Raw genomic sequence first — 22,568 nt, forward strand, 5'->3', positions numbered from 1 at the left:
TAATGGGTATCCTGTGGAATCTGGCCGCATTTATTATCGTTCTTGGCATTTTGATTACGGTACATGAGTTTGGGCATTTTTGGGTGGCAAGACGCTGTGGTATCTATGTAGAGCGTTTCTCTATTGGTTTTGGCAAAGCAATTTGGCGAAAAACAGATAAACACGGTACTGAATTTGTTGTCGCATGGATACCTTTAGGTGGCTATGTAAAAATGTTAGATGAGCGAGTGGGTGAAGTTACGCCAGAACGCCGCCATCTTGCATTTAATAATAAGACAGTAGGTCAAAGAGCTGCTGTTATTGCAGCAGGTCCAATTGCTAATTTCTTATTAGCGATTGTCGCTTATTGGATTGTATTTATGATAGGCGTTCCTGCTTTAAAACCGATTATTTCAGATATTCGTCCTGACTCTATCGCAGAACAAGCAAAATTAATGCCGGGAATGGAACTAAAGTCTGTTGCAGGTATCGAAACGCCTGATCAGAATGCAGTTCGTTTAGCGTTGGTAAGTAAAATCGGTGCAAAAGAGGTTTCTTTTGTTGTATTCGACCCTAACTCTCAAATGGAGAGTGAGAATATACTGAATTTACAGCGATGGAGCTTTGATCCTGAAAAACAAGATCCGATTGCAACGCTAGGCATAATGCCTGTTGGCGCGCGGTTAGACTCAAAGATTATTGAAGTAACGGTAGGCTCTGCTGCTGAAAAAGCAGGTTTACAAGCAGGGGATCGTATCGTTAAAGTCGATGGTCAGCTAATTGATAACTGGCATCCATTTACTTATTTTGTGCGTCAAAGCCCAAATAAAACGCTGGAACTTACAGTAGATCGTAATGGTTCTATGTTGGCATTAGCGATAACGCCTACAGCTATAGCGCTTAAAGATGGGACTCAAGTGGGGCAAGTTGGTGCTCAACTACAAATACTGCCACCCGATGAGCAGTATTTGATAATGCAGCAATACAATCCCTTCTCGGCGCTATACGAAGCATCTGATAAAACGTGGCAGTTAATGGGGTTAACTGTCAAAATGATTGGCAAGTTAGTGGTTGGTGATGTCAAATTGACTAACCTTAGTGGACCCGTTTCCATTGCGAAAGGTGCAGGAATGTCCGCTGACTCTGGTTTTGTTTACTATTTGATGTTTATAGCGCTTATCAGTGTCAATCTGGGGATCATTAACTTGTTTCCCCTGCCTGTCTTAGATGGCGGGCACCTGCTTTTCCTGGTTATCGAAAAGATAAAGGGAGGGCCGGTATCTGAGCGTGTACAAGATTTCTGTTATCGCATTGGTATTATGGCACTGATGCTGTTAATGGGACTTGCACTTTTCAATGATTTCTCTCGCTTATAATTGGTAAGCAGGGACCGGTTAGGAAAACACAAAACAACGATGGCGATGAAAAAGTTGCTTATAGCGTCGCTGCTGCTGGGCAGCGCCACTGCATACGGTTCAGACGGATTCGTAGTTCAGGACATTCAATTTGAAGGTCTTCAACGCGTCGCCGTTGGTGCAGCATTACTGAACATGCCTGTTCGAGTCGGAGATTCGGTCGGTGATGATGATATCAGTCGAACTATCCGCTCATTATTCGCAACGGGTAACTTTGATGATGTTCGGGTTCTGCGTGACGGAAATACCCTGATTGTTCAAGTTAAAGAGCGCCCAACTATTGCCAGTATTACCTTTTCTGGTAATAAAGCAGTTAAAGAAGAGATGCTCACACAAAACCTTGAAGCTTCCAATATTCGTATTGGTGAAACGCTTGACCGTACAATGTTGGCGAATATTGAAAAAGGGCTTGAAGATTTCTATTACAGTGTTGGTAAATATAATGCGACCGTAAAAGTTGTTGTTACGCCACTTCCGCGTAACCGTGTTGACTTAAAACTGGTGTTTGCTGAGGGTGTATCAGCAACAATTCAGCAAATCAACATTGTTGGTAATAAAGCGTTTACAACAGCAGAGCTCGTTAATCGTTTCCAATTACGTGATGATGTGCCTTGGTGGAACTTAGCGGCTGATGAAAAATATCAGAAGCAAAAATTAGCGGGTGACTTAGAAACCTTAAGAAGTTTTTATCTAGATCGCGGTTATGCACGTTTTGATATTGAATCAACTAATGTCAGCTTAACGCCAGATAAAAAAGGTATCTACATTACGATTAACCTGAAAGAAGGTGATAAATATACCGTCGAAAATACCGAAGTAAATGGTAGTACCGCGGGTTACACCAAACAAATTCAGGAACTTATCGAAATAGCACCGGGTTCACTTTATAACGGTGCACAAGTCACTAAAACAGAAAATGATATTAAAAATCTGTTAGGTCGCTATGGATACGCTTATCCACGAGTAATGACCAATCCTGAAATAAATGATGAAAATAAAACGGTTAAATTGCATGTTAATGTTGATGCTGGTAACCGTTTTTATGTACGTCAAATTCGCTTTGCAGGTAACGATGTCACTAAAGATGCAGTGTTACGTCGCGAAATGCGTCAAATGGAAGGTGCATGGTTAGGAAGCGATTTAGTTGAACAAGGTAAAGAGCGTTTAAACCGTTTGGGTTACTTTGAAAACGTTGAAACAGAAACTCAGCGTATTCCAGGTTCACCTGATCAGGTTGACCTTGTTTATCGCGTAAAAGAGCGTAATACAGGTTCATTAAACTTCGGTGTCGGTTTCGGTACTGAAAGTGGTATAAGTTTCCAAGTTGGTGTTACTCAAGATAACTGGTTAGGTACGGGTAATGCGGTTGCAATTAATGCTAGCCGTAATGATTACTCAACTTATGCGGAGTTATCAGTAACAGACCCTTACTTCACCGTAAATGGCGTGAGTTTAGGCGGACGTATTTTCTATAATGACTTCCGAGCTAACGATGCGGATTTATCAGGCTATACTAATAAATCTTATGGTGTTGATGGTACTTTAGGTTTCCCTATAAATGAGTATAACTCTGCACGTCTTGGTTTAGGGTATACACATAACGGCTTGTCACGAATGGAGCCTCAGGTTGCAATGTGGCGTTATCTTGAAAGCATGGGCGAAAACCCAGGCTTCGACGAGCGTGAATCATTTAATGCTGATGACTATACAGTCAGTGTGGGCTGGACATTTAACAATTTAAACCGTGGTTTCTTCCCAACTTCAGGTGCGAAGAGTAATCTAAGCGGTCGTATTACTGTTCCGGGCTCAGATAACAAATATTACAAAGTAACGTGGGATGGCTCAGCTTACTATCCAATCAACGAAAAAGAGACTTGGGTGACCTTAGTTCGTGGTCGCTTAGGTTACGGTGATGGATTAGGTGGTAAAGAATTACCATTCTATGAGAACTTCTATGCGGGTGGTTCAGGTACTGTTCGTGGTTTCCGCTCAAATAATATCGGTCCTAAAGCGATTTATTTGCAAAAAGATAAAGATGGTAATGTAGTACATAAGCCTGGACAACCATCTAGCGATGCTATCGGTGGTAACGCAATGGCAGTTGCAAGCTTCGAGCTAATTACGCCAACACCATTTATTGATGATAAATACTCTTCATCAGTGAGAACTTCACTGTTTGTTGATGCGGGTACCGTATGGGATACCAAGTGGAATAGCACCAACTCTAGTTGGACCGCAGGTATGCCAGACTACAGTAGAGCAAGTGATGTACGTGTATCAACCGGTGTTGCGTTACAATGGTTGTCGCCATTAGGTCCATTAGTTTTCTCTTATGCTAAGCCAATAAAAGATTACGAAGGCGATAAATCAGAGCAGTTCCAGTTTAATATTGGTAGAACGTGGTAGCGATGTAAGTAAAGTTGATGCCTTATTCATTTAAATGAAAAGGCATCCGAATTCTGACAAAATATTTGGTTTTTAAGGAGTATATCGTGAAAAAATTGTTATGTGCCGCAGCTCTAGGAATGGCATTGACGATGTCAGCAGGCGCTCAGGCTGCAGATAAAGTAGGTGTTGTAAACATCGGTCAAGTTCTCCAACAAATTCCTAACCGTGATGCGGTAGAGAAACAATTGGAAAATGAATTTAAATCACGTGACACTGAATTACAAAATTTAGGTAAAGCGCTGCAAACAGCCGTTGAAAAATATCAAAAAGATGCACCAACAATGAATGCGACACAACGTGCAAATACAGAGAAAGATCTGGTTGCTAAACGTGAAGCTTATGCACAAAAAGCGCAAGCTTTTGAGCAAGATTTTGGTCGTCGCCAAGCTGAAGAGCGTAACAAAATCATGAAACGCGTATTAGACGCCGTTGATGTTGTTGCGAAGAAAGAAGGCTATGATGTTATTTTAGATGCTAACACTGTTCCTTATTTTGCAGACGGTAAAGATATTACTGCTTTGGTTCAAAAACAGGTTAAATAATAGATGTCTTCAATTCGATTAGCTTCGCTTGCGCAGCAGTTGAATGCACAGTTACACGGCGATGGTGATATCACCATCGCCGGTCTTGCTTCAATGAGCCTAGCAAATAGTGAACAAATTACCTTTCTTTCCGATAGCCGTTATCGGGATAAATTAGCCGAATGTCACGCCGCTGCGGTTGTTTTAACTGAGGCTGATCTTCCTTTTTGCCCAGTAGCAGCACTTGTGGTAAAAAATCCTTATCTTGCCTATGCTCAAATGGCTCAGATTATGGATACGACACCAAGCCCAGCACAAGATATTCACTCAACCGCTGTTATTTCTCCTGATGCTAAATTAGGTCAGAATGTTTCAGTTGGTGCAAACGCAGTGATTGAATCGGGTGTTGAACTGGGCGATAACGTTGTTATTGGTGCAGGTTGTTTTGTTGGTAAAAAAGCGCGTATCGGTGATAATAGCCGGTTATGGGCAAATGTATCGATTTATCATGAAGTTATTATTGGTAAAGATTGCTTGGTTCAATCAGGTACAGTAATTGGTTCTGATGGTTTTGGTTATGCTAATGAACGCGGTAACTGGATTAAAATCCCACAGCTTGGTTCTGTTGTGATTGGTGATCGTGTTGAAATTGGTGCATGTACAACTATCGACCGTGGCGCATTAGATAACACAGTTATTGGTAATGGTGTTATCATTGATAACCAGTGCCAAATCGCACATAACGTCATTATTGGTGATAATACCGCAGTTGCGGGTGGTGTCATCATGGCGGGTAGCCTGAAAATAGGGCGTTATTGTATGATTGGTGGAGCAAGTGTTATCAATGGTCATATGGAAATCTGTGATAAAGTAACGGTAACAGGAATGGGTATGGTAATGCGTCCCATCACTGAACCGGGTGTTTATTCATCGGGGATCCCGTTACAACCTAACAAAGCATGGCGTAAAACCGCAGCACTTGTGTTGCGAATTGATGAAATGCAAAAAAGGATAAAGTCGCTAGAACGTCAAGTAGAAAGTAGCGATAAGTAACAGAACATGTCGTCAGACTATTGTTACCCATTTTGCGACCTGCGAGTTAACTCACTTTTTGAGTAACAGCAGGTCGTGTCATTATTAATTAGACTCAGTTTTATTAGACAGGAAGAGTATTGCAATGAGTGATAATCATACTCTGCAAATCGAAGAAATTTTAGATTTACTTCCACACCGTTACCCATTCTTACTGGTTGACCGTGTCCTTGATTTTGAAGAAGGGAAATTTCTAAGAGCAGTAAAAAATGTATCTTTTAATGAGCCTTTCTTTCAAGGTCACTTCCCGGGCAAGCCAATTTTCCCAGGTGTGTTGATTTTAGAAGCAATGGCACAGGCAACTGGTATTTTAGCATTTAAAAGCGTAGGTAAACTGGAACCTGGTGAACTCTACTATTTTGCTGCTATTGATGGTGCTCGCTTTAAACGTCCTGTCTTACCTGGTGATCAAATGATCCTAGAAGTTGAATTCATTAAAGAACGCCGTGGTGTTGCACGCTTTAAAGGCGTCGCTAAAGTTGATGGGGAAATTGCTTGCGAAGCTGAGATGATGTGTGCTCGCCGCCGTGAGGTTTAGCCTATGATAGATAAATCCGCAGTAATTCACCCTTCTTCAATTGTTGAAGAGGGTGCGGTAATTGGTGCTAATGTTCGCATTGGCCCTTTTTGCGTTATTGGTGGCAATGTTGAGATTGGTGAAGGTACTGATATTAAATCTCATGTTGTTATTAATGGGCATACCCGTATTGGTCGTGATAACCAAATTTATCAGTTTGCCTCGATAGGTGAAGCCAATCAGGATCTGAAATATCGCGGTGAGCCGACCGAAGTGATTATTGGTGATCGCAACCTGATTCGTGAAAGTGTGACAATTCATCGTGGCACGACTCAAGGTGGCAATTTAACTAAGATTGGCAATGACAATCTACTAATGATCAATACACACGTTGCTCATGACTGTATCATTGGTGATCGCTGTATCATTGCTAATAATGGCACCCTTGGTGGACACGTCACTTTAGGGGATTTCGTTATTATTGGTGGCATGAGTGCTGTTCATCAATTTTGCCAGATCGGTTCCCATGTTATGGTCGGTGGATGTTCTGGTGTTGCACAAGATGTTCCTCCTTTTGTGATTGCACAAGGAAATCATGCAACGCCTTATGGGCTAAATATCGAAGGATTAAAACGTCGAGGTTTTGCTAAAGAAGATCTTCACGCTATTCGTAATGCTTACAAAGTGCTTTATCGTAATGGTAAAACATTGGAAGAAGCTCGCGAAGAGATTGGACAGTTAGCTACGGATAATAATAATTCGTATGTCAAAATGTTCAGCGATTTTCTGGAACACTCTGCACAATCCAATCGTGGCATTATTCGCTAATTAGGATATGACCTTGTCAGGCCAATCATCTATTGATCAGCGTCCGTTAGTTATCGGCTTAGTTGCCGGTGAAACGTCCGGTGATATCTTGGGCGCGGGTTTAATCCGCGCTCTTAAACTCAGACATCCCAATATCCGCTTTGTTGGTGTCGCTGGACCGCTTATGCAAGCTGAAGGTTGTGAAGCTTGGTATGAGATGGAAGAGCTTGCAGTGATGGGGATCGTTGAAGTTTTAGAACGATTACCGAGATTACTCAAGATAAGAAAAGATCTTACTCAGCGATTCTCACAACTGAAACCTGATGTTTTTGTTGGTATTGATGCCCCAGACTTTAATATCACCCTTGAAGGGCGTTTAAAGCAAAAAGGGATTAAAACCATTCATTATGTCAGTCCTTCTGTCTGGGCTTGGCGCCAAAAACGGGTTTTCAAAATTGGTAAAGCAACGGATTTAGTGTTGGCTTTTCTTCCTTTTGAAAAAGCGTTTTATGATAAATATCAGGTTCCTTGTCGATTTATTGGTCATACAATGGCCGATGCTATTGCGCTTAATCCAGATAAAAAAGCGGCTAGAGAACATCTTGGTATTGCACAAAATGCTACATGTTTAGCACTATTACCGGGAAGTCGCCATGCAGAAGTTGAAATGTTGAGTGCCGATTTTATAAAAACGGCACAATTGCTAAAACAACATATTCCTACACTGCATATTTTAGTACCGTTGGTAAACGCAAAACGACGTGCTCAATTTGAACAGATACATCAAACCGTTGCTCCTGAGCTGGATATTCAGCTATTAGATGGTCAAGCGAGAGAAGTGATGACGGCCAGTGATGCGACTTTACTCGCATCAGGAACAGCGGCTTTAGAGTGTATGCTAACTAAATGCCCAATGGTTGTGGGTTATCGAATGAAGCCCTTCACTTTTTGGTTAGCAAAAAAATTAGTTAAAACGCCTTATGTCTCGTTGCCTAATTTATTAGCAGGGCGAGAAATTATAAAAGAGCTATTGCAAGAAGATTGCAAACCAGAGGCGTTAGCAGAACAACTGTTGCCTCTTTTAACTGACAACGAAAAAGTGCAGCAATTAAAAGAGATATTTTTACAGCTACATTCCGCCATTCGTTGTAATGCCGATGAGCAAGCAGCGAGCGCAGTATTAGAATTGGCAGGTCAATAATGGAATTTGTATATCCTAAAGCGAATTTTATCGCTGGTGTTGATGAAGTTGGTCGTGGACCTTTAGTTGGTGCCGTTGTCACCGCCGCAGTGATTTTAGATCCCGCTAATCCTATCGAGGGATTAAACGACTCTAAAAAGCTGACAGAAAAGAAACGTAATGCACTTTACGATGAAATAAAAGAGAAAGCATTGTGTTGGGCAATCGGACGAGCTGAACCTGAAGAGATTGATGAACTCAATATTCTTTGGGCGACAATGAAAGCGATGGAACGCGCGGTTGCAGGATTATCATTAGCACCTGATATGGTTTTAGTTGATGGTAACCGTTGTCCTACATTGCCAATGGCATCTCAAGCTGTGATAAAAGGTGACAGCCTCGTTCAAGAAATAAGTGCGGCTTCAATTCTAGCTAAAGTCACTCGTGATAGAGAGATGGAAGAGTTAGATAAGCTTTATCCTGAATATGGCTTTGCTAAACATAAAGGCTATCCAACGGCTTTTCATATGGAGAAATTAGCTTTATTAGGGGCAACGCCTTACCACCGAAAAAGCTTTGCTCCTGTAAAGCGCGCCTTAAACTTAGAGTAATCCACAGAGTAATTAAAGAAATATGGCAGATCCTCGTTTTATCCATCTTAGGGTTCACAGCGATTATTCAATGATCGATGGATTGGCAAAAACAGGGCCTCTTGTGAAGAAAGTGGCTTCGCTGGGTATGCCTGCTTTTGCGATTACTGATTTCACTAACTTATGTGGTTTAGTGAAATTCTATGGCGCAGCCCATAATGCGGGTGTTAAGCCCATCGTCGGTGCAGATGTTTATCTTGAAACTGAACTATTAGGTGATGAATACGCTCACCTAACTATCCTTGCTCGCAATAATGTCGGCTATCAAAACCTTACACTGCTTATTTCAGAAGCTTATAAACACGGTTATGGTGCTGCTGGTCCTGTTATCAAACAAGAGTGGCTAACAACTTATAAAGAAGGGTTGTTGCTAATCTCTGGCGGCAGAATGGGTGATGTTGGTAAATTTTTACTCCGCGGAAATCGCCCATTAGTTGACCAATGTCTTGAATATTATCAAACCCATTTCCCGGATAGTTATTATCTAGAACTCATTCGCACAGGTCGCCCTGATGAAGAGTCTTATCTTCATCAAGCGGTTGCTTTAGCTGCTGAAACTGGGATCCCCGTTGTTGCTACAAATGATGTCTGCTTTATTGATGCTGATGATTTTGATGCCCACGAAATTCGTGTCGCTATTCATGATGGTTTTACACTTTCAGATCCCAAACGACCTAAACATTACAGCCCACAACAGTATATGCGCACAGAAGAAGAGATGTGTGAGCTGTTTAGTGATATTCCCGAGGCATTAGAAAACAGTGTTGAAATTGCTAAGCGTTGTAATGTTACGATTCGTTTAGGTGAATACTTCCTTCCTCAATTTCCAACGGGAGATATGAGTACCGAAGATTTCTTAGTTAAGAAATCAAAGGAAGGACTAGAAGAGCGTTTGTCTTTTCTATTTCCCGATCCAGAAGAGCGTAAAAAGAAACGAGTAGAATATGATGAACGCCTCGATATTGAATTAAAAGTCATTAACCAGATGGGATTTCCCGGTTACTTCCTTATCGTGATGGAGTTTATCCAATGGTCTAAAGATAATGGCGTTCCTGTAGGTCCAGGGCGAGGTTCTGGTGCGGGTTCATTAGTTGCCTATTCGTTAAAAATTACCGATCTTGATCCATTAGAATTTGATTTACTCTTTGAGCGTTTTCTTAACCCAGAACGTGTTTCCATGCCCGACTTTGATGTCGATTTTTGCATGGAGAAACGCGACAGAGTTATTGATCATGTTGCTGAAATGTATGGTCGTGATGCGGTATCACAGATTATTACTTTCGGTACAATGGCAGCAAAAGCGGTTATTCGTGATGTAGGGCGAGTGTTAGGGCACCCTTACGGCTTTGTCGATAGGATCTCAAAGCTTGTTCCTCCTGATCCTGGTATGACGTTAGAAAAAGCGTTTGAAGCAGAGCCACAGTTACCTGAAATTTATGATGCTGATGAAGAGGTAAGAGCCCTTATCGACATGGCGCGTAAGTTAGAAGGGGTAACGCGCAATGCAGGAAAACACGCGGGTGGTGTCGTTATTGCACCAACGAAAATTACCGATTTTGCACCACTTTATTGTGATGCTGAAGGAAACAACCCTGTTACTCAATTTGATAAGAATGATGTCGAATATGCAGGGTTAGTGAAATTTGACTTTTTAGGCTTACGAACGCTAACCATTATTAACTGGGCATTAGAAATGATTAATGCTCGGCGAGCGAAAAAAGCGCTTGAGCCTATAGATATTGCGGCGATCTCCCTGACAGATCAGCGTAGTTTTGATATGTTACAGCGTTCTGAAACTACGGCGGTATTCCAGTTGGAATCCCGTGGTATGAAAGACTTAATTAAACGTCTACGTCCTGACTGTTTTGAAGATATGATAGCCCTCGTCGCATTGTTTAGACCGGGACCTTTACAATCAGGAATGGTTGATAACTTTATCGACCGTAAACATGGTGTTGAAGAGATCTCTTATCCTGATGTTAAGTGGCAGCATGAGAGTTTGCAACCTGTTCTAGAGCCTACTTATGGTGTTATTTTGTATCAAGAACAGGTTATGCAAATAGCCCAAGTATTGGCAGGATATACACTGGGTGGCGCAGATATGTTACGACGCGCCATGGGTAAGAAAAAACCAGAAGAGATGGCAAAACAGCGCTCTATTTTTGAAGAGGGTGCGATTAAAAATGGCGTTGATGGTGAGCTAGCAATGAGGATCTTTGACCTTGTGGAGAAATTCGCAGGTTATGGATTTAATAAATCTCACTCAGCCGCTTATGCATTGGTCTCTTATCAAACCTTATGGTTAAAAGCACACTATCCAGCAGAGTTTATGGCGGCAGTAATGACTGCTGATATGGATAACACTGAAAAAGTGGTTGGATTAGTGGATGAATGCTGGCGTATGGGATTAAAAGTTCTACCGCCAGATATCAATAGTGGTCTTTATCATTTTCACGTTAATGATGAAGGCGAAATCGTTTATGGTATTGGTGCAATAAAAGGTGTTGGTGAAGGACCCATTGAAGCGGTTGTTGAAGCTCGTCAACAAGGTGGTCATTTTAAAGATATCTTTGATTTAAGCGCTAGAACTGAAACGAAAAAATTGAATCGCCGAGTGATGGAAAAACTGATCATGGCAGGCGCATTCGATAAATTAGGTCCTCATCGCGCAGCATTAATGTCTGCATTAGAAGATGCGCTTAAAGCTGCGGACCAACATGCTAAAGCAGAAGCTATCGGGCAATCGGATATGTTTGGTGTGTTAGCTGAAGCACCAGAGCAAGTAGAACGCTCTTATGCTAATGTACCAAAATGGTCAGATCAGGTTGTTTTAGAAGGTGAAAGGGAAACACTTGGTTTATATTTAACCGGTCACCCGATAACACGTTATCTAAAAGAAATTGAACGATATGCGGCAGGGACACGTCTAAAGGATCTGACACCGACACCTCGTGGTCAAATGGTTAAAGTTGCAGGCTTAGTGCTGGCATCTAAAGTATTTACCACTAAACGAGGTAATAGAATTGGGGTATGTACCCTTGATGATCGTTCTGGTCGGCTTGAAATTATGTTATTTTCCGATGCGTTGGATAAATACCAACATTTATTGGAAAAAGATCGGATTTTAATTGCTACAGGGCAGGTCAGCTTTGATGATTTCAACGGTGGGCTTAAAATGACTGTCCGCGAGCTTATGGATATTAGCGAAGCCCGTGAAAAATATGCAAGAGGGCTTGCTATATCGTTGTCAGACAGGCAAATTAATGAGCAATTATTAAATCGTCTTCGCGGCGTTTTAGAGCCACATCGTTCAGGCACGATACCGGTTCATCTTTATTTTCAAAAACACGATGCCTGCGCCCGCCTACGATTCGGTGCGACATGGCGTATTACGCCAACTGATATGCTTTTGACCGATCTGCGAACTCTGCTGGGTAATGAGCAGGTGGAATTAGAATTTGACTAGAATAGGAATGTTATGAGTCTTAATTTTCTGGATTTTGAACAGCCAATTGCCGAGTTAGAAGCGAAAATTGATTCGCTGACCGCAGTTAGCCAACATGATGAAAAAATTGATATTAATATCGATGAAGAAGTCTCACGTCTAAGAGAAAAAAGCCTAGAGCTAACACGTAAGATTTTCTCTGATCTTGGATCATGGCAAGTTGCACAACTTGCTCGTCATCCATTAAGACCTTATACACTTGATTATATTCATCGTATCTTTACTGATTTTCAGGAATTAGCAGGCGATCGCGCTTATGCTGATGATAAAGCGATTGTTGGTGGTATTGCTCGTTTAGATGGTCGTCCTATTATGATTATTGGACATCAAAAAGGGCGTGAAACCAAAGAAAAAATACGTCGCAACTTTGGTATGCCAGCACCTGAAGGTTATCGTAAAGCGCTTCGTTTAATGGAAATGGCACAGCGTTTTAATCTGCCAATTATTACTTTTATTGATACACCGGGTGCTTATCCTGGGGTAGGCGCAGAAGAGCGCGGACAATCTGAAGCTATCGCTCGTAACTTAAGAGAGATGTCTCGCCTTGGTGTGCCAATTATCTGTACTGTTATTGGTGAAGGTGGTTCTGGTGGTGCATTAGCGATTGGTGTTGGTGATAAAGTTAATATGCTGCAATACAGTACTTATTCAGTGATTTCACCAGAAGGTTGTGCTTCTATTCTTTGGAAAAGTGCTGATAAAGCACCTTTAGCTGCAGAAGCAATGGGAATTACTGCTAATCGTTTAAAAGAGCTAAAGCTTATTGATAACGTTATTCCAGAACCTTTAGGTGGCGCACATCGTAATTACGATGAAATTGCAGTCTCTCTAAAAACGCAAATTAAAGCTGATTTAGAAGAATTAGATGCATTTGAATCAGAAGAACTAAAAAATCGTCGTTATCAGCGTTTAATGGAATACGGTTACTGCTAAGACTTATGCTAGCAAACCAAAATTAATAATATGAAAGCAGAATAATGATTATTCTGCTTTTTTTTGTGTTATCTCTTTGGTTTTAATTACAGCTGTTTTTGTATTGGTGCAAAATCGCGGCAAAAGACTTAACATAATCATCTGAATTCACTGATAAATGATAATGCTATGGAACTGAAATATTGCTCGCTCCTTAAAGAAATCAAGCAACAAGTTGATCCTCACACAAAAATTTTGGTGGGCTTTAGTGGAGGAGTAGATTCAACTGTTTTATTACATGGGCTTGTTCGTTTACGAGATGAATACCAATTACCTTTAGAGTTAACGGCAATCTATGTACATCATGGATTAAACACCAAAGCAGATGATTGGTTAGTCCATTGTGAGCAATTTTGCCAGCAGTGGAATGTCACGTTTATCAGTGAAAAAGTCAATGTGGATGTAAAAGACGGAGGTATTGAAAACGGTGCTAGAGCAGCACGCTATCAAGCTTATCGACAATATTTGCAGCCACAGCAAATTTTAGCCACAGCACAACATCAAGACGATCAAGCAGAAACATTTTTATTGGCATTAAAGCGAGGAAGTGGACCCGCCGGGCTTTCATCTATGCCTGCGAAGATGCCCTTTGAACACAGCTATCTACTTCGCCCACTCCTTAATATTACCCGCAAGCAAATTGAGACTTATGCAAATCAGCAAGGCTTATATTGGATAGAAGACGACAGCAATCAAGATGACCGCTATGACCGTAATTTTTTACGGTTACATGTAATGCCATTATTCACGCAACGTTGGGCTCACTTTTCTCAAGCGGTAACGCGTAGTGCTGCACTTTGTGGTGAGCAAGAGGCATTGTTAGATGAATTGCTTGATTCAGAACTTAATTTACTGGTAGATAAGAACAATAGCCTTGATATTGATGCGCTTTCAACGAGTAGCGTAATAAAACGTAATGCTTTATTAAGACGTTGGTTCTCCTGTCAAAATAGAGTTATGCCTTCAAGGGAACAAATTCTACGTTTATGGGAAGAGGTTGCTTTGGCTAAAGATGGTGCTGAACCTAAGTTACGTCTTTTTCAAGATGAAGTACGACGTTATAAGCAACGGCTTTATCTTGTTCCTGTTATTAATGAGCCAACAGATAAAATACTTACATGGTCATTATCTCAGCCACTGGTTTTACCTGAAGCGCTAGGGGTATTAATTGCGCATTCAACAAGAGAGCAAAACCAGAAAATGGCAATTCGAGAGCCTTATAGTAGTGAGACCGTGACGGTTCGTTTTGGTCTTACTCAGCCATCTTTGCGCATTGTTGGTAGAGAATTACCAAGACATAGCAAGAAAATTTGGCAAGAGCTGGGTATTGCACCTTGGCGCAGAACGCGTATTCCACTGATTTATTATAATGATACCTTAATTGCTGCGGTTAATACTTTTGTTACTCTTGAGGGAAAAGCAACATTAGAACAGAACTTAACTATCGAGTGGCAAGAGACTTATCAATAAACAACCGCCTTTTGGCGGTTGTTTACTATCGATTATTCCGATTTTATAACAACAGTCCCAATTTCGGGATTGGAAAAACTGGCGATAATATCCAGTCGTAAGTCTTTAGAACCGTCAGGGGTCTTTATTTTCAGATACTCGACCTTTTTACTTAAAAAAAGATCATCTGCAATACCATCAATAAGTTCACCACTATGTAATTCAATTTGGAGATGCATCCCATGCTGGCAAGCTAACTCTAAATTTTCATAGTCATCACAGTTAATTGGTTGATATTCTGTATTTGTTGACATATTCCCTCACCACTCGTTCGTGGCGGTATTGCCGCCAGTGAATAATTCAGAATAAAATCATTATGCTGTTATTCGATGTGAGCACAATAGTTATTGTAATAATTTTCTGAAATAGCTCTTAATGAGAGATGATTTGGGAAATAACTATCAAATAAGGGTGCATTTATCTTAAAGCGAGTTTTATTAGCCCTTTTCGTTATAAAAAATGCTAGAATCATAAAGAGAATGAGTAATTAGAAAGTACCCAGAATGAGGGAGTAGATGATGGGGAAAAAACTTTTATTTGCAGCCATTGCTGCTGGGTTGTTTGTGTTATCAGGTTGCCAAAATAATATTGGCTTATCACTTGATGGCAAAATTGTTGATCAAACATATAACAGTATTTTACCTTGTGCCGATTGTTCTGGTATCGACACAACAATTCTTGTTAATCAAGATGGCTCTTATGTTATGGAGCAGCGTTACCAAGGTTCGGCTGATGATAGAGGTAGTTTTTTTGAGTCAGGAACTTGGGCGTTAAGTAAAGATAAATTGGCTTTAACTAACAGCTATGGCGAAAAAAGCTATTATCTTCCTAAAGAAGATAAACTGGTGATGTTGGATATCGATGGTAATGTTATTAATTCAGAATTAAATTATTCACTTGTTAAAGTTCAGCCAAGAAAATTAGCCGGTGAGTTTACGTATTTAGCGGATGCTGGAACATTTAAAGATTGCCAATCTGGGCGTGTTTATGCAGCACAAGGGTTAACTTTAGAAACTGGTTATTTCTCGACGGGTGTTGAAGGTGGAACGCCAGTTTATCTTGAAGTTGAAGGTTATTATAGTATTCGCCCTTCAATGGAAGATGGCCGTTTTGATCCTGCATTAGTTGTTACTGGTGATACTCGCTTTAATCGTCACGGTTCTTGTGGTGGTCATCGAGGTAGAAGCTAATCTAACTATTCTGAACGAATAAAAAACCCGCTATTGCGGGTTTTTTATTATCTATTTTACTGCCTCAATTGAGGCAGTGTGCTGATTAAGCTAATTGCTCTTTGATAAAAGCAACAACGTCATCCACATTGATTAATGATTTATCATCGCTGCGACGTGCTTTATATTCGATTTGGTTGTTATCGAGGTTGCGATCACCAATCACGATGGTGTGAGGAATACCAATCAGTTCCATATCGGCAAACATGACACCAGGGCGCTCTTTACGATCATCGAACAGAACATCAACGCCTTGTGCGCGTAAGTCGTTGTAAAGTTTATCAGCAACTTCTTTTACACGATAAGAACGATGCATATTCATTGGTAAAATAGCAACTTGGAACGGTGCAATTGCATCTGGCCAAATAATACCGCGTTCATCATGGTTTTGTTCAATGGCTGCGGCAACAATACGAGTAACACCAATACCATAACAACCCATAGTGACAACTTGGTTGTGACCTTCTTCGTTTTGTACCGTTGCTTTTAATGCTTCTGAGTATTTTTTACCAAGTTGGAAAATATGACCAACTTCAATACCACGTTTGATAAGTAAAGTACCTTTGCCATCTGGGCTTGGATCACCCTCAACGACATTGCGGATATCTGCAATTTCAGCAACAGGTAAGTCACGTTCCCAGTTAATACCAAAGTAGTGTTTACCGTCAGTATTTGCACCAGCACCAAAGTCACTCATCACAGAAACCGCACGATCCATAATAACTGGCAGTGGCAAATTAACTGGACCTAATGAACCCGGACCTGCATTTACTGCTTGGCGAATTTCGGCTTCTGTTGCAAAAGTTAAAGGTGATGCAACGATGTCACATTTTTCAGCTTTAATTTCGTTAAGTTCATGATCACCGCGAACCAGCAATGCAACTAAGCTATGACCACTCTCTTTAGTTCCATGAACAATCAGTGTTTTCACTGTTTTTTCAATTGGTAGATTGAACTGCTCAACTAATTCAGCAATTGTTTTTGCATTTGGCGTATCAACGAGGCGCATTTCTTCAGTCGCTGCTGCACGAGGCGTTGCTGGCATTACCGCTTCTGCAAGTTCGATATTTGCCGCGTAGTCAGAACCAGTAGAGAATACGATATCATCTTCACCGCTATCAGCTAATACTTGGAATTCATGTGATGCATTACCACCAATAGAGCCTGTATCTGCAAGTACAGGGCGGAAATCAAGCCCAATACGTGTAAAGATTTTGCTATAGGCTTCATACATTCTGTCGTAGGTCTCTTGTAAAGACTCTTGAGAGATATGGAAAGAGTATGCATCTTTCATAATAAATTCACGAGAACGCATAACACCAAAGCGAGGGCGTACTTCATCGCGGAATTTAGTTTGAATTTGGTACAGATTTAGTGGAAGTTGTTTGTAAGAGGTGATTTCGTTACGAACGATATCTGTTACAACTTCTTCATGTGTTGGACCCAAAACAAAAGGGCGCTCGCCTCTATCAGCAAAACGCAGTAATTCCGGACCATATTGTTCCCAACGACCACTTTCTAGCCATAAATCTGCGGGTTGAACAACAGGCATTGAAATTTCAAGTGATCCCGCGTTATCCATCTCTTCACGAACAATTTTTTCAATTTTTCGTAGAACACGAACACCGGTCGGCATCCAATCATAAAGACCAGAAGCAAGTTTACGGATCATGCCTGCGCGAAGCATAAGTTGATGGCTGACAATTTCTGCATCAGCAGGCGTCTCTTTTAAAGTAGAGAGCAAATAGTGGCTAGTACGCATTATTAGGTTCCATTAGAACAAAAATACTTAGGCTGACTGTCACGCCAGTCTACATCAATATAAATAGGGAAAGACTTTAGTCTACCAGTGACTTTGGTCTGCCAAAAGGGGCAAAGCATTTTTTTAAATCTGATTTGTTCAAAGACAAGAAGAACCGTAGTCAGATTTTATAAAAATAAGCATTGATAATTCATCATAGCATTGTCTGCGGCTGTTAGAGCAAATTATCGCGGTTCAATGCTAAGTACAAGTGTCTGTTGCTCTTTAACTTGCCAGCGAATATTAAACTCAAGTAAATGCACGGCATAAACTCTATCACTTTGTTCTCCCTTTTTATAAGCAGGACGAGGATCTTGCTGTAATACTTGGGTAATAAAGCGAGAAAGATTAGGGTATTCACTAGCATAATGTTGCAGTTGTTCTGATGCTTGTTGTGAAAAGAAAACCGACATTTCATCATTTGGCGCATATTGAGCAAAACCCGCGGTTGCATCAGGACGAGATTCAGCAAAAGGGAGATAAGGTTTTATGTCAATAATAGGTGTACCGTCGATAAGGTCAAGGCTACCCAATTCTAAAATAACGGACTGATTATCTGTTTTCACTTGCTTAAGCTCAACCAGTGACATCCCTATGGGATTAGGTCTAAAGGTTGAGCGAGTAGCAAATACACCCATTTTAGCATTTCCACCTAATCTTGGTGGACGAACTAAAGGATGCCATCCTTGCTGTGCGGTTTGGTGAAAGATAAAAAGCAACCAAAGGTGACTAAATTGCTCTAATCCTCTTACTGCATCAGGGTGGTTATAAGGTGAATGAAAAATAAGCTGACCACCGCCATCCTGAATTAATCCAGGCTGGCGTGGTACGGCAAATTTCTCTTTATAAGGGCTAACAATATGCCCTATAGGTGTAATTTGAAGGGGATTCATTGGGTAATTAATAGTGCTGTGCCTTCGCAAATAGCCGATTGATAACAACCTAAACCAGTAACAATCTGGCATTCATGTAATAAAACGGCATTAGCATTTTTATAAGCGGCTTTGGTCGCCATTCTTTTTTTAGCAACAGGTAAACTTGCTGGTGGATCTTGTAATGTTTGTCGGCAAGATTCACCAGAAACAATACCAAGATCTTTAAAAGGTGCACCTAAAAGATCTTCTGTTTTTTCAACAACACGAACCGGAGATAATATTTTATCTTTTGGCTTTTGTGGTTGACCTGGTTTATTTAAACGCATATCCGTAAATTTAGACTGATCAACATCCGATGAATTTTTGACTGAACAGCCTGTCATAAACAGCGCTATGATGCCAATAAGTAGCAAGCGCATGTGCATGGGTTACATCCTCTTTATTATTGTCTATACAAAAATTAAACGACTCTAATTTAATGCAAATTATCCAAGTAAAAAAGAGAAAGGCGAACAAATGTCCGCCTTTTTTATGATTAAGTTAGATAATTAATAGTTACCAGCCTTTTACTGCACCACCGTTAAAGATTTTATTTGCTGCACTATCAACTTCATCTGATTGATATGCTTGAATAAATTTCTTCACGTTCTCTGAATCTTTATTATCTTCACGTGCAACAATGATATTTACGTAAGGAGAGTCTTTATCTTCAACAAAAATACCGTCTTTTGCTGGTGTTAAGTTCACTTGACTCGCGTAGGTTGTATTTATCACGGCTAAGTAGATTTTTTGGTCATCTAAAGAGCGTGGTAATTGTGGTGCTTCTAATTCAACTAATTTTAGATTTTTTGGGTTTTCAGTAATATCAAGTACTGATGGTAATAAGCCAACCCCATCTTTTAATTTAATTAAACCCACTTTTTCTAATAGCAGTAATGAACGGCCTAAGTTTGTTGGATCGTTAGGGATAGCCACTTGTGCGCCATCAGGTAAATCAGCTAAATCGGTAATTTTTTTAGAGTAACCTGCGATAGGGTAAATAAATGTATTTCCTACGGCAGTAATCTTATAATTACGATCTTTAATTTGTTGATCCAAATAAGGCTTATGTTGGAATGCGTTAATATCGATATCACCACGGCTTAGTGACTCATTTGGCATCACGAAGTCATTAAAAGTGACCAGCTCAACATTAAGACCATATTTATCTTTAGCGACTTGTTTAGCAACTTCGGCAACTTGTTGTTCTGAACCTGAAATAACGCCGACACGAATATGGTTCGGATCTTTGTCTTTTTCACCACAACCAGCTAATGCCAGTGCGCCAATTAATGCACTTACCACTGCAAGCGATTTGAATTTTAATGACATACATTCACCCTTATTTGATCCGTTTATATAAAAGGCTCTATAGATGATATAGAACCTTCAATGCTTTTATTTATGAGTTGTCAGTTTAACTAAATGATTACCAATAAACTGAATGATAAAAACTAGAATAACAAGCAGAACAATTACGGTATTCATTACTGTTGCATTATAACCAACATAACCATACTGATAACCAATCTGACCTAAACCGCCAGCACCAACAGCACCACCCATTGCAGAGTAACCCACTAATGTAATTAGTGTGATGGTTGCTGCGTTAATTAAGCCAGGCAGAGATTCTGGTAATAAAACCTTTTTAATAATCTGCATTGGTGTTGCACCCATAGAGCGTGATGCTTCAATCAGCCCATTTGGAATTTCGAGTAAAGTATTTTCTACCATACGAGCAATAAAAGGTGCAGCGCCTACCGTTAAAGGAACAATAGCGGCTTGTAAGCCAATTGATGTACCTACTACCATACGAGTAAATGGGATCATCCATACTAGTAAAATAATAAAAGGGATTGCCCTAAACACATTGACCAGTGCTGAAATTGTTCGGTATGTTGTGGTACTTACCATGATTTGATCAGGACGAGTGACATACAGCAATACGCCTAATGGTAATCCAATAACAAAACCGAAAAAGCCAGAGACGAAGGTCATGACCAAGGTTTCCCAGATACCACCAATTAATAAATAAATCATTCCTTCAGACATAACCAAGAACCTCTACTTTCACATGATGCTCTTCTAAAAACGCAATAGATTTTTCAGTGTTACCATTTTTACCATGTAATTCAGCTAACATAACGCCAAATTTAACACCACCGGCGTAATCCATTTGAGAACTTAAAATATTAATGTCGGCATCAAAACGACGCGCTACGATAGACATCAATGGTGCATCAACGGATTGACCATTAAATTCAAGTTTCAATAATGGGAATAAACCCTCTTCCCATTTTGGTTTCATTCGTTCTTGATAATCTTCAGGAATATCCAATTGTAATGTTGATTGAATAAATGCCTGAGAAACGGGTGTTTTAGGGTGAGAGAAAACTTCACTCACTGCATCACTTTCAACTAATTCACCACCACTAATAACTGCCACTTGATCACAAATGCGTTTTACAACATCCATTTCATGGGTGATAAGTAAAATAGTTAATCCTAAACGACGATTAATATCTTTCAGTAATTCTAAAATAGAACGTGTAGTTGCTGGATCTAGTGCGCTGGTGGCTTCATCACATAATAGAACATTCGGAGAATTGGCCAGTGCTCTAGCAATTGCAACACGCTGTTTTTGTCCGCCAGATAGATTTGCTGGGTAATAATCTTTTTTATCAGACAGACCAACTAATTCCAGTAGCTCGTTTACACGTTGTGTAATATTGGCGCGAGGCGTGTTATCTAACTCTAAAGGTAATGACACATTTTCAAATACTGTTCGTGAAGAGAGTAAATTGAAATGCTGAAAAATCATACCAATGCCACGACGTGCTTTTGTTAATTCTTTATCAGACAGCTTTGTTAGATCTCGTCCATCAACAAGAACTTCTCCTGATGTTGGTTTTTCTAACATATTCACACAGCGTATAAGTGTACTTTTACCCGCTCCTGACGATCCAATAACACCAAAAATCTGCCCTTGTGGCACATGCAGGTTAATATTTGATAGCGCTTGTATTGAACGCTCTCCCTGCTTAAACACTTTGTTTATATTCGTCAGTTTAATCATGTTGTTCTTTATATAAGTAGAATATGGACATAAAGACTATTCTGCCCTAGTTAAAATAGATGTTAAGGCGTCTAGATGGCTAAGTCAATAAAAAAGAGTACTCAACTAATAAAGAAAGAAAGGGATGGATTCCATTCTCTATATAAGAGAAAACATGCGATACTAATAACAAATATCTGAATGGAGTAATGCTGGTGAGTAATGGGATTTCTGCGATTTTTCTTGATCGCGACGGAACAATTAATATAGACCACGGTTATGTATCTGAAATTGATAACTTTGAGTTTATCGATGGTGTTATTGAAGCAATGGCTGAGCTAAAAGCAATGGGCTATGCCTTGGTTTTAGTGACTAACCAATCGGGTATTGGTCGTGGCTATTATAGTGAAGATCAATTTTTGCATCTTACTGAATGGATGGACTGGTCTTTAGCAGATAGAGGCGTTGATTTAGATGGTATCTATTATTGTCCTCATCACCCAGAAGCAAGTGTTGCTGAATATAAGCAACAGTGTGATTGTCGCAAACCAGCCGCTGGAATGTTTATGGATGCAAAAGCACAATTAAACATCGATATGGCTTCTTCTTATATGGTTGGCGATAAAAAAGAAGATATGTTGGCAGCAAAATCTGCGGGAGTGGGCAATAAAGTTCTCGTTCGTACCGGAAAAGAGATTACGCAAGAGGCTCAAATCTGTGCAGATTTTATCCTAGATAGCTTGGCTGACTTGCCAAAATGGATAAAAAGCCACAAAAAATAAGCACTTCGTTTAATTTACCAACAAACGAACGTTTTTTTAAAAAAAACTATTGCCAGCCTCAGAAAACTCCCTATAATGCGTCCTCGTTGTCACGGCAAACCACGCTAAGTGAGTTAGCCGAGAGAACAGAAAAATAAAGTGGAAAGCCTTATAAAATAACGCTTGACACTGAATGAGGAAGATGTAGAATGC

The 22,568-nt window shown here is 40.2% G+C and carries 20 protein-coding genes; 13 read left to right on the forward strand and 7 right to left on the reverse strand.

The window, feature by feature from the left end; translation table 11 throughout:
• Window positions 1–2: 2 nt before the first annotated feature.
• From rseP to tilS, 11 genes are all read left to right on the forward strand, one after another.
• Window positions 3–1,355 (forward strand): sigma E protease regulator RseP, encoded by a 1,353-nt coding sequence (rseP, locus tag ABN099_RS16010; protein WP_349465144.1) that lies wholly within the window; start codon window positions 3–5, stop codon window positions 1,353–1,355.
• 39 nt (window positions 1,356–1,394) lie between these two features.
• Entirely contained in the window at window positions 1,395–3,800 is a 2,406-nt protein-coding gene (gene bamA / locus ABN099_RS16015; RefSeq protein ID WP_349465146.1) for an outer membrane protein assembly factor BamA, read from the forward strand.
• An 86-nt stretch (window positions 3,801–3,886) separates the two neighbouring features.
• The gene (locus ABN099_RS16020) at window positions 3,887–4,384 is read left to right on the forward strand and encodes an OmpH family outer membrane protein (RefSeq protein ID WP_349465148.1); all 498 of its coding nucleotides are present in this window, start codon (window positions 3,887–3,889) and stop codon (window positions 4,382–4,384) included.
• Between the two features lie 3 nt (window positions 4,385–4,387).
• Window positions 4,388–5,416: a UDP-3-O-(3-hydroxymyristoyl)glucosamine N-acyltransferase gene (gene lpxD / locus ABN099_RS16025; protein WP_349465150.1), complete on the forward strand. Its 1,029-nt coding sequence runs from the start codon at window positions 4,388–4,390 to the stop codon at window positions 5,414–5,416.
• Between the two features lie 124 nt (window positions 5,417–5,540).
• The gene (gene fabZ, locus ABN099_RS16030; protein WP_349465152.1) at window positions 5,541–5,993 is read left to right on the forward strand and encodes a 3-hydroxyacyl-ACP dehydratase FabZ; all 453 of its coding nucleotides are present in this window, start codon (window positions 5,541–5,543) and stop codon (window positions 5,991–5,993) included.
• A 3-nt stretch (window positions 5,994–5,996) separates the two neighbouring features.
• Complete coding sequence (gene lpxA, locus ABN099_RS16035; RefSeq protein ID WP_349465154.1) at window positions 5,997–6,800, forward strand: acyl-ACP--UDP-N-acetylglucosamine O-acyltransferase; 804 nt, start codon at window positions 5,997–5,999, stop codon at window positions 6,798–6,800.
• 7 nt (window positions 6,801–6,807) lie between these two features.
• Window positions 6,808–7,980 (forward strand): lipid-A-disaccharide synthase, encoded by a 1,173-nt coding sequence (gene lpxB, locus ABN099_RS16040; protein WP_349465156.1) that lies wholly within the window; start codon window positions 6,808–6,810, stop codon window positions 7,978–7,980.
• Window positions 7,980–8,570, forward strand: coding sequence for a ribonuclease HII (gene rnhB, locus ABN099_RS16045; protein WP_349465158.1), 591 nt, complete (start codon window positions 7,980–7,982; stop codon window positions 8,568–8,570). The genes lpxB and rnhB overlap by 1 nt, the downstream gene beginning before the upstream one ends.
• Before the next feature lie 22 nt (window positions 8,571–8,592).
• Entirely contained in the window at window positions 8,593–12,075 is a 3,483-nt protein-coding gene (dnaE, locus tag ABN099_RS16050) for a DNA polymerase III subunit alpha (protein ID WP_349465160.1), read from the forward strand.
• Window positions 12,076–12,087: 12 nt separating this feature from the next.
• Window positions 12,088–13,047 (forward strand): acetyl-CoA carboxylase carboxyl transferase subunit alpha, encoded by a 960-nt coding sequence (gene accA, locus ABN099_RS16055; RefSeq protein WP_349465162.1) that lies wholly within the window; start codon window positions 12,088–12,090, stop codon window positions 13,045–13,047.
• A gap of 168 nt (window positions 13,048–13,215) precedes the next feature.
• The gene (tilS, locus tag ABN099_RS16060; protein WP_349465163.1) at window positions 13,216–14,556 is read left to right on the forward strand and encodes a tRNA lysidine(34) synthetase TilS; all 1,341 of its coding nucleotides are present in this window, start codon (window positions 13,216–13,218) and stop codon (window positions 14,554–14,556) included.
• 32 nt (window positions 14,557–14,588) lie between these two features.
• On the opposite strand, the gene rof is transcribed toward tilS, so the two are convergent.
• On the reverse strand, window positions 14,589–14,849 hold the full coding sequence (rof, locus tag ABN099_RS16065) for a Rho-binding antiterminator (RefSeq protein WP_349465165.1): 261 nt from the start codon (window positions 14,847–14,849) through the stop codon (window positions 14,589–14,591).
• A 261-nt stretch (window positions 14,850–15,110) separates the two neighbouring features.
• On the opposite strand from rof, the gene nlpE reads away from it, so the two are divergent.
• The gene (gene nlpE, locus ABN099_RS16070) at window positions 15,111–15,785 is read left to right on the forward strand and encodes an envelope stress response activation lipoprotein NlpE (RefSeq protein WP_349465167.1); all 675 of its coding nucleotides are present in this window, start codon (window positions 15,111–15,113) and stop codon (window positions 15,783–15,785) included.
• 85 nt (window positions 15,786–15,870) lie between these two features.
• On the opposite strand, the gene proS is transcribed toward nlpE, so the two are convergent.
• The 6 genes from proS to metN all read right to left on the reverse strand — a co-directional run bounded on the left by proS (window position 15,871) and on the right by metN (window position 21,615).
• Entirely contained in the window at window positions 15,871–17,586 is a 1,716-nt protein-coding gene (gene proS, locus ABN099_RS16075; RefSeq protein ID WP_349465169.1) for a proline--tRNA ligase, read from the reverse strand.
• 224 nt (window positions 17,587–17,810) lie between these two features.
• Window positions 17,811–18,518, reverse strand: coding sequence for a tRNA (N6-threonylcarbamoyladenosine(37)-N6)-methyltransferase TrmO (gene tsaA, locus ABN099_RS16080; RefSeq protein WP_349465171.1), 708 nt, complete (start codon window positions 18,516–18,518; stop codon window positions 17,811–17,813).
• Complete coding sequence (gene rcsF / locus ABN099_RS16085) at window positions 18,515–18,925, reverse strand: Rcs stress response system protein RcsF (protein ID WP_349465173.1); 411 nt, start codon at window positions 18,923–18,925, stop codon at window positions 18,515–18,517. The genes tsaA and rcsF overlap by 4 nt, the downstream gene beginning before the upstream one ends.
• Before the next feature lie 130 nt (window positions 18,926–19,055).
• Window positions 19,056–19,871, reverse strand: coding sequence for a MetQ/NlpA family lipoprotein (locus ABN099_RS16090; RefSeq protein ID WP_349465175.1), 816 nt, complete (start codon window positions 19,869–19,871; stop codon window positions 19,056–19,058).
• 66 nt (window positions 19,872–19,937) lie between these two features.
• Window positions 19,938–20,591, reverse strand: coding sequence for a methionine ABC transporter permease MetI (locus ABN099_RS16095; protein ID WP_349465177.1), 654 nt, complete (start codon window positions 20,589–20,591; stop codon window positions 19,938–19,940).
• Window positions 20,584–21,615 (reverse strand): methionine ABC transporter ATP-binding protein MetN, encoded by a 1,032-nt coding sequence (gene metN, locus ABN099_RS16100; RefSeq protein WP_349465179.1) that lies wholly within the window; start codon window positions 21,613–21,615, stop codon window positions 20,584–20,586. The genes ABN099_RS16095 and metN overlap by 8 nt, the downstream gene beginning before the upstream one ends.
• A 194-nt stretch (window positions 21,616–21,809) precedes the next feature.
• On the opposite strand from metN, the gene gmhB reads away from it, so the two are divergent.
• Window positions 21,810–22,376 carry a D-glycero-beta-D-manno-heptose 1,7-bisphosphate 7-phosphatase gene (gene gmhB, locus ABN099_RS16105; RefSeq protein WP_349465181.1) on the forward strand — a complete coding sequence of 189 codons (567 nt, stop codon included), beginning with the start codon at window positions 21,810–21,812 and terminating at the stop codon, window positions 22,374–22,376.
• The last annotated feature ends 192 nt before the right edge of the window (window positions 22,377–22,568 follow it).

The organism is Proteus hauseri (genome assembly GCF_040139125.1).
In the GTDB taxonomy this organism is placed as follows: Bacteria; Pseudomonadota; Gammaproteobacteria; order Enterobacterales; family Enterobacteriaceae; genus Proteus; species Proteus hauseri_B.

What these genes read in the sequence shown, in the direction of transcription:
- rseP (WP_349465144.1), top strand. Translation starts at nt 3, where the DNA reads ATGGGTATCCTGTGGAATCTGGCCGCATTTATTATCGTTCTTGGCATT.
- bamA (WP_349465146.1), top strand. Translation starts at nt 1,395, where the DNA reads ATGGCGATGAAAAAGTTGCTTATAGCGTCGCTGCTGCTGGGCAGCGCC.
- lpxD (WP_349465150.1), top strand. Translation starts at nt 4,388, where the DNA reads ATGTCTTCAATTCGATTAGCTTCGCTTGCGCAGCAGTTGAATGCACAG.
- fabZ (WP_349465152.1), top strand. Translation starts at nt 5,541, where the DNA reads ATGAGTGATAATCATACTCTGCAAATCGAAGAAATTTTAGATTTACTT.
- lpxA (WP_349465154.1), top strand. Translation starts at nt 5,997, where the DNA reads ATGATAGATAAATCCGCAGTAATTCACCCTTCTTCAATTGTTGAAGAG.
- lpxB (WP_349465156.1), top strand. Translation starts at nt 6,808, where the DNA reads ATGACCTTGTCAGGCCAATCATCTATTGATCAGCGTCCGTTAGTTATC.
- rnhB (WP_349465158.1), top strand. Translation starts at nt 7,980, where the DNA reads ATGGAATTTGTATATCCTAAAGCGAATTTTATCGCTGGTGTTGATGAA.
- dnaE (WP_349465160.1), top strand. Translation starts at nt 8,593, where the DNA reads ATGGCAGATCCTCGTTTTATCCATCTTAGGGTTCACAGCGATTATTCA.
- accA (WP_349465162.1), top strand. Translation starts at nt 12,088, where the DNA reads ATGAGTCTTAATTTTCTGGATTTTGAACAGCCAATTGCCGAGTTAGAA.
- tilS (WP_349465163.1), top strand. Translation starts at nt 13,216, where the DNA reads ATGGAACTGAAATATTGCTCGCTCCTTAAAGAAATCAAGCAACAAGTT.
- rof (WP_349465165.1), bottom strand. Translation starts at nt 14,849, where the DNA reads ATGTCAACAAATACAGAATATCAACCAATTAACTGTGATGACTATGAA.
- nlpE (WP_349465167.1), top strand. Translation starts at nt 15,111, where the DNA reads ATGATGGGGAAAAAACTTTTATTTGCAGCCATTGCTGCTGGGTTGTTT.
- proS (WP_349465169.1), bottom strand. Translation starts at nt 17,586, where the DNA reads ATGCGTACTAGCCACTATTTGCTCTCTACTTTAAAAGAGACGCCTGCT.
- tsaA (WP_349465171.1), bottom strand. Translation starts at nt 18,518, where the DNA reads ATGAATCCCCTTCAAATTACACCTATAGGGCATATTGTTAGCCCTTAT.
- rcsF (WP_349465173.1), bottom strand. Translation starts at nt 18,925, where the DNA reads ATGCACATGCGCTTGCTACTTATTGGCATCATAGCGCTGTTTATGACA.
- ABN099_RS16090 (WP_349465175.1), bottom strand. Translation starts at nt 19,871, where the DNA reads ATGTCATTAAAATTCAAATCGCTTGCAGTGGTAAGTGCATTAATTGGC.
- ABN099_RS16095 (WP_349465177.1), bottom strand. Translation starts at nt 20,591, where the DNA reads ATGTCTGAAGGAATGATTTATTTATTAATTGGTGGTATCTGGGAAACC.
- metN (WP_349465179.1), bottom strand. Translation starts at nt 21,615, where the DNA reads ATGATTAAACTGACGAATATAAACAAAGTGTTTAAGCAGGGAGAGCGT.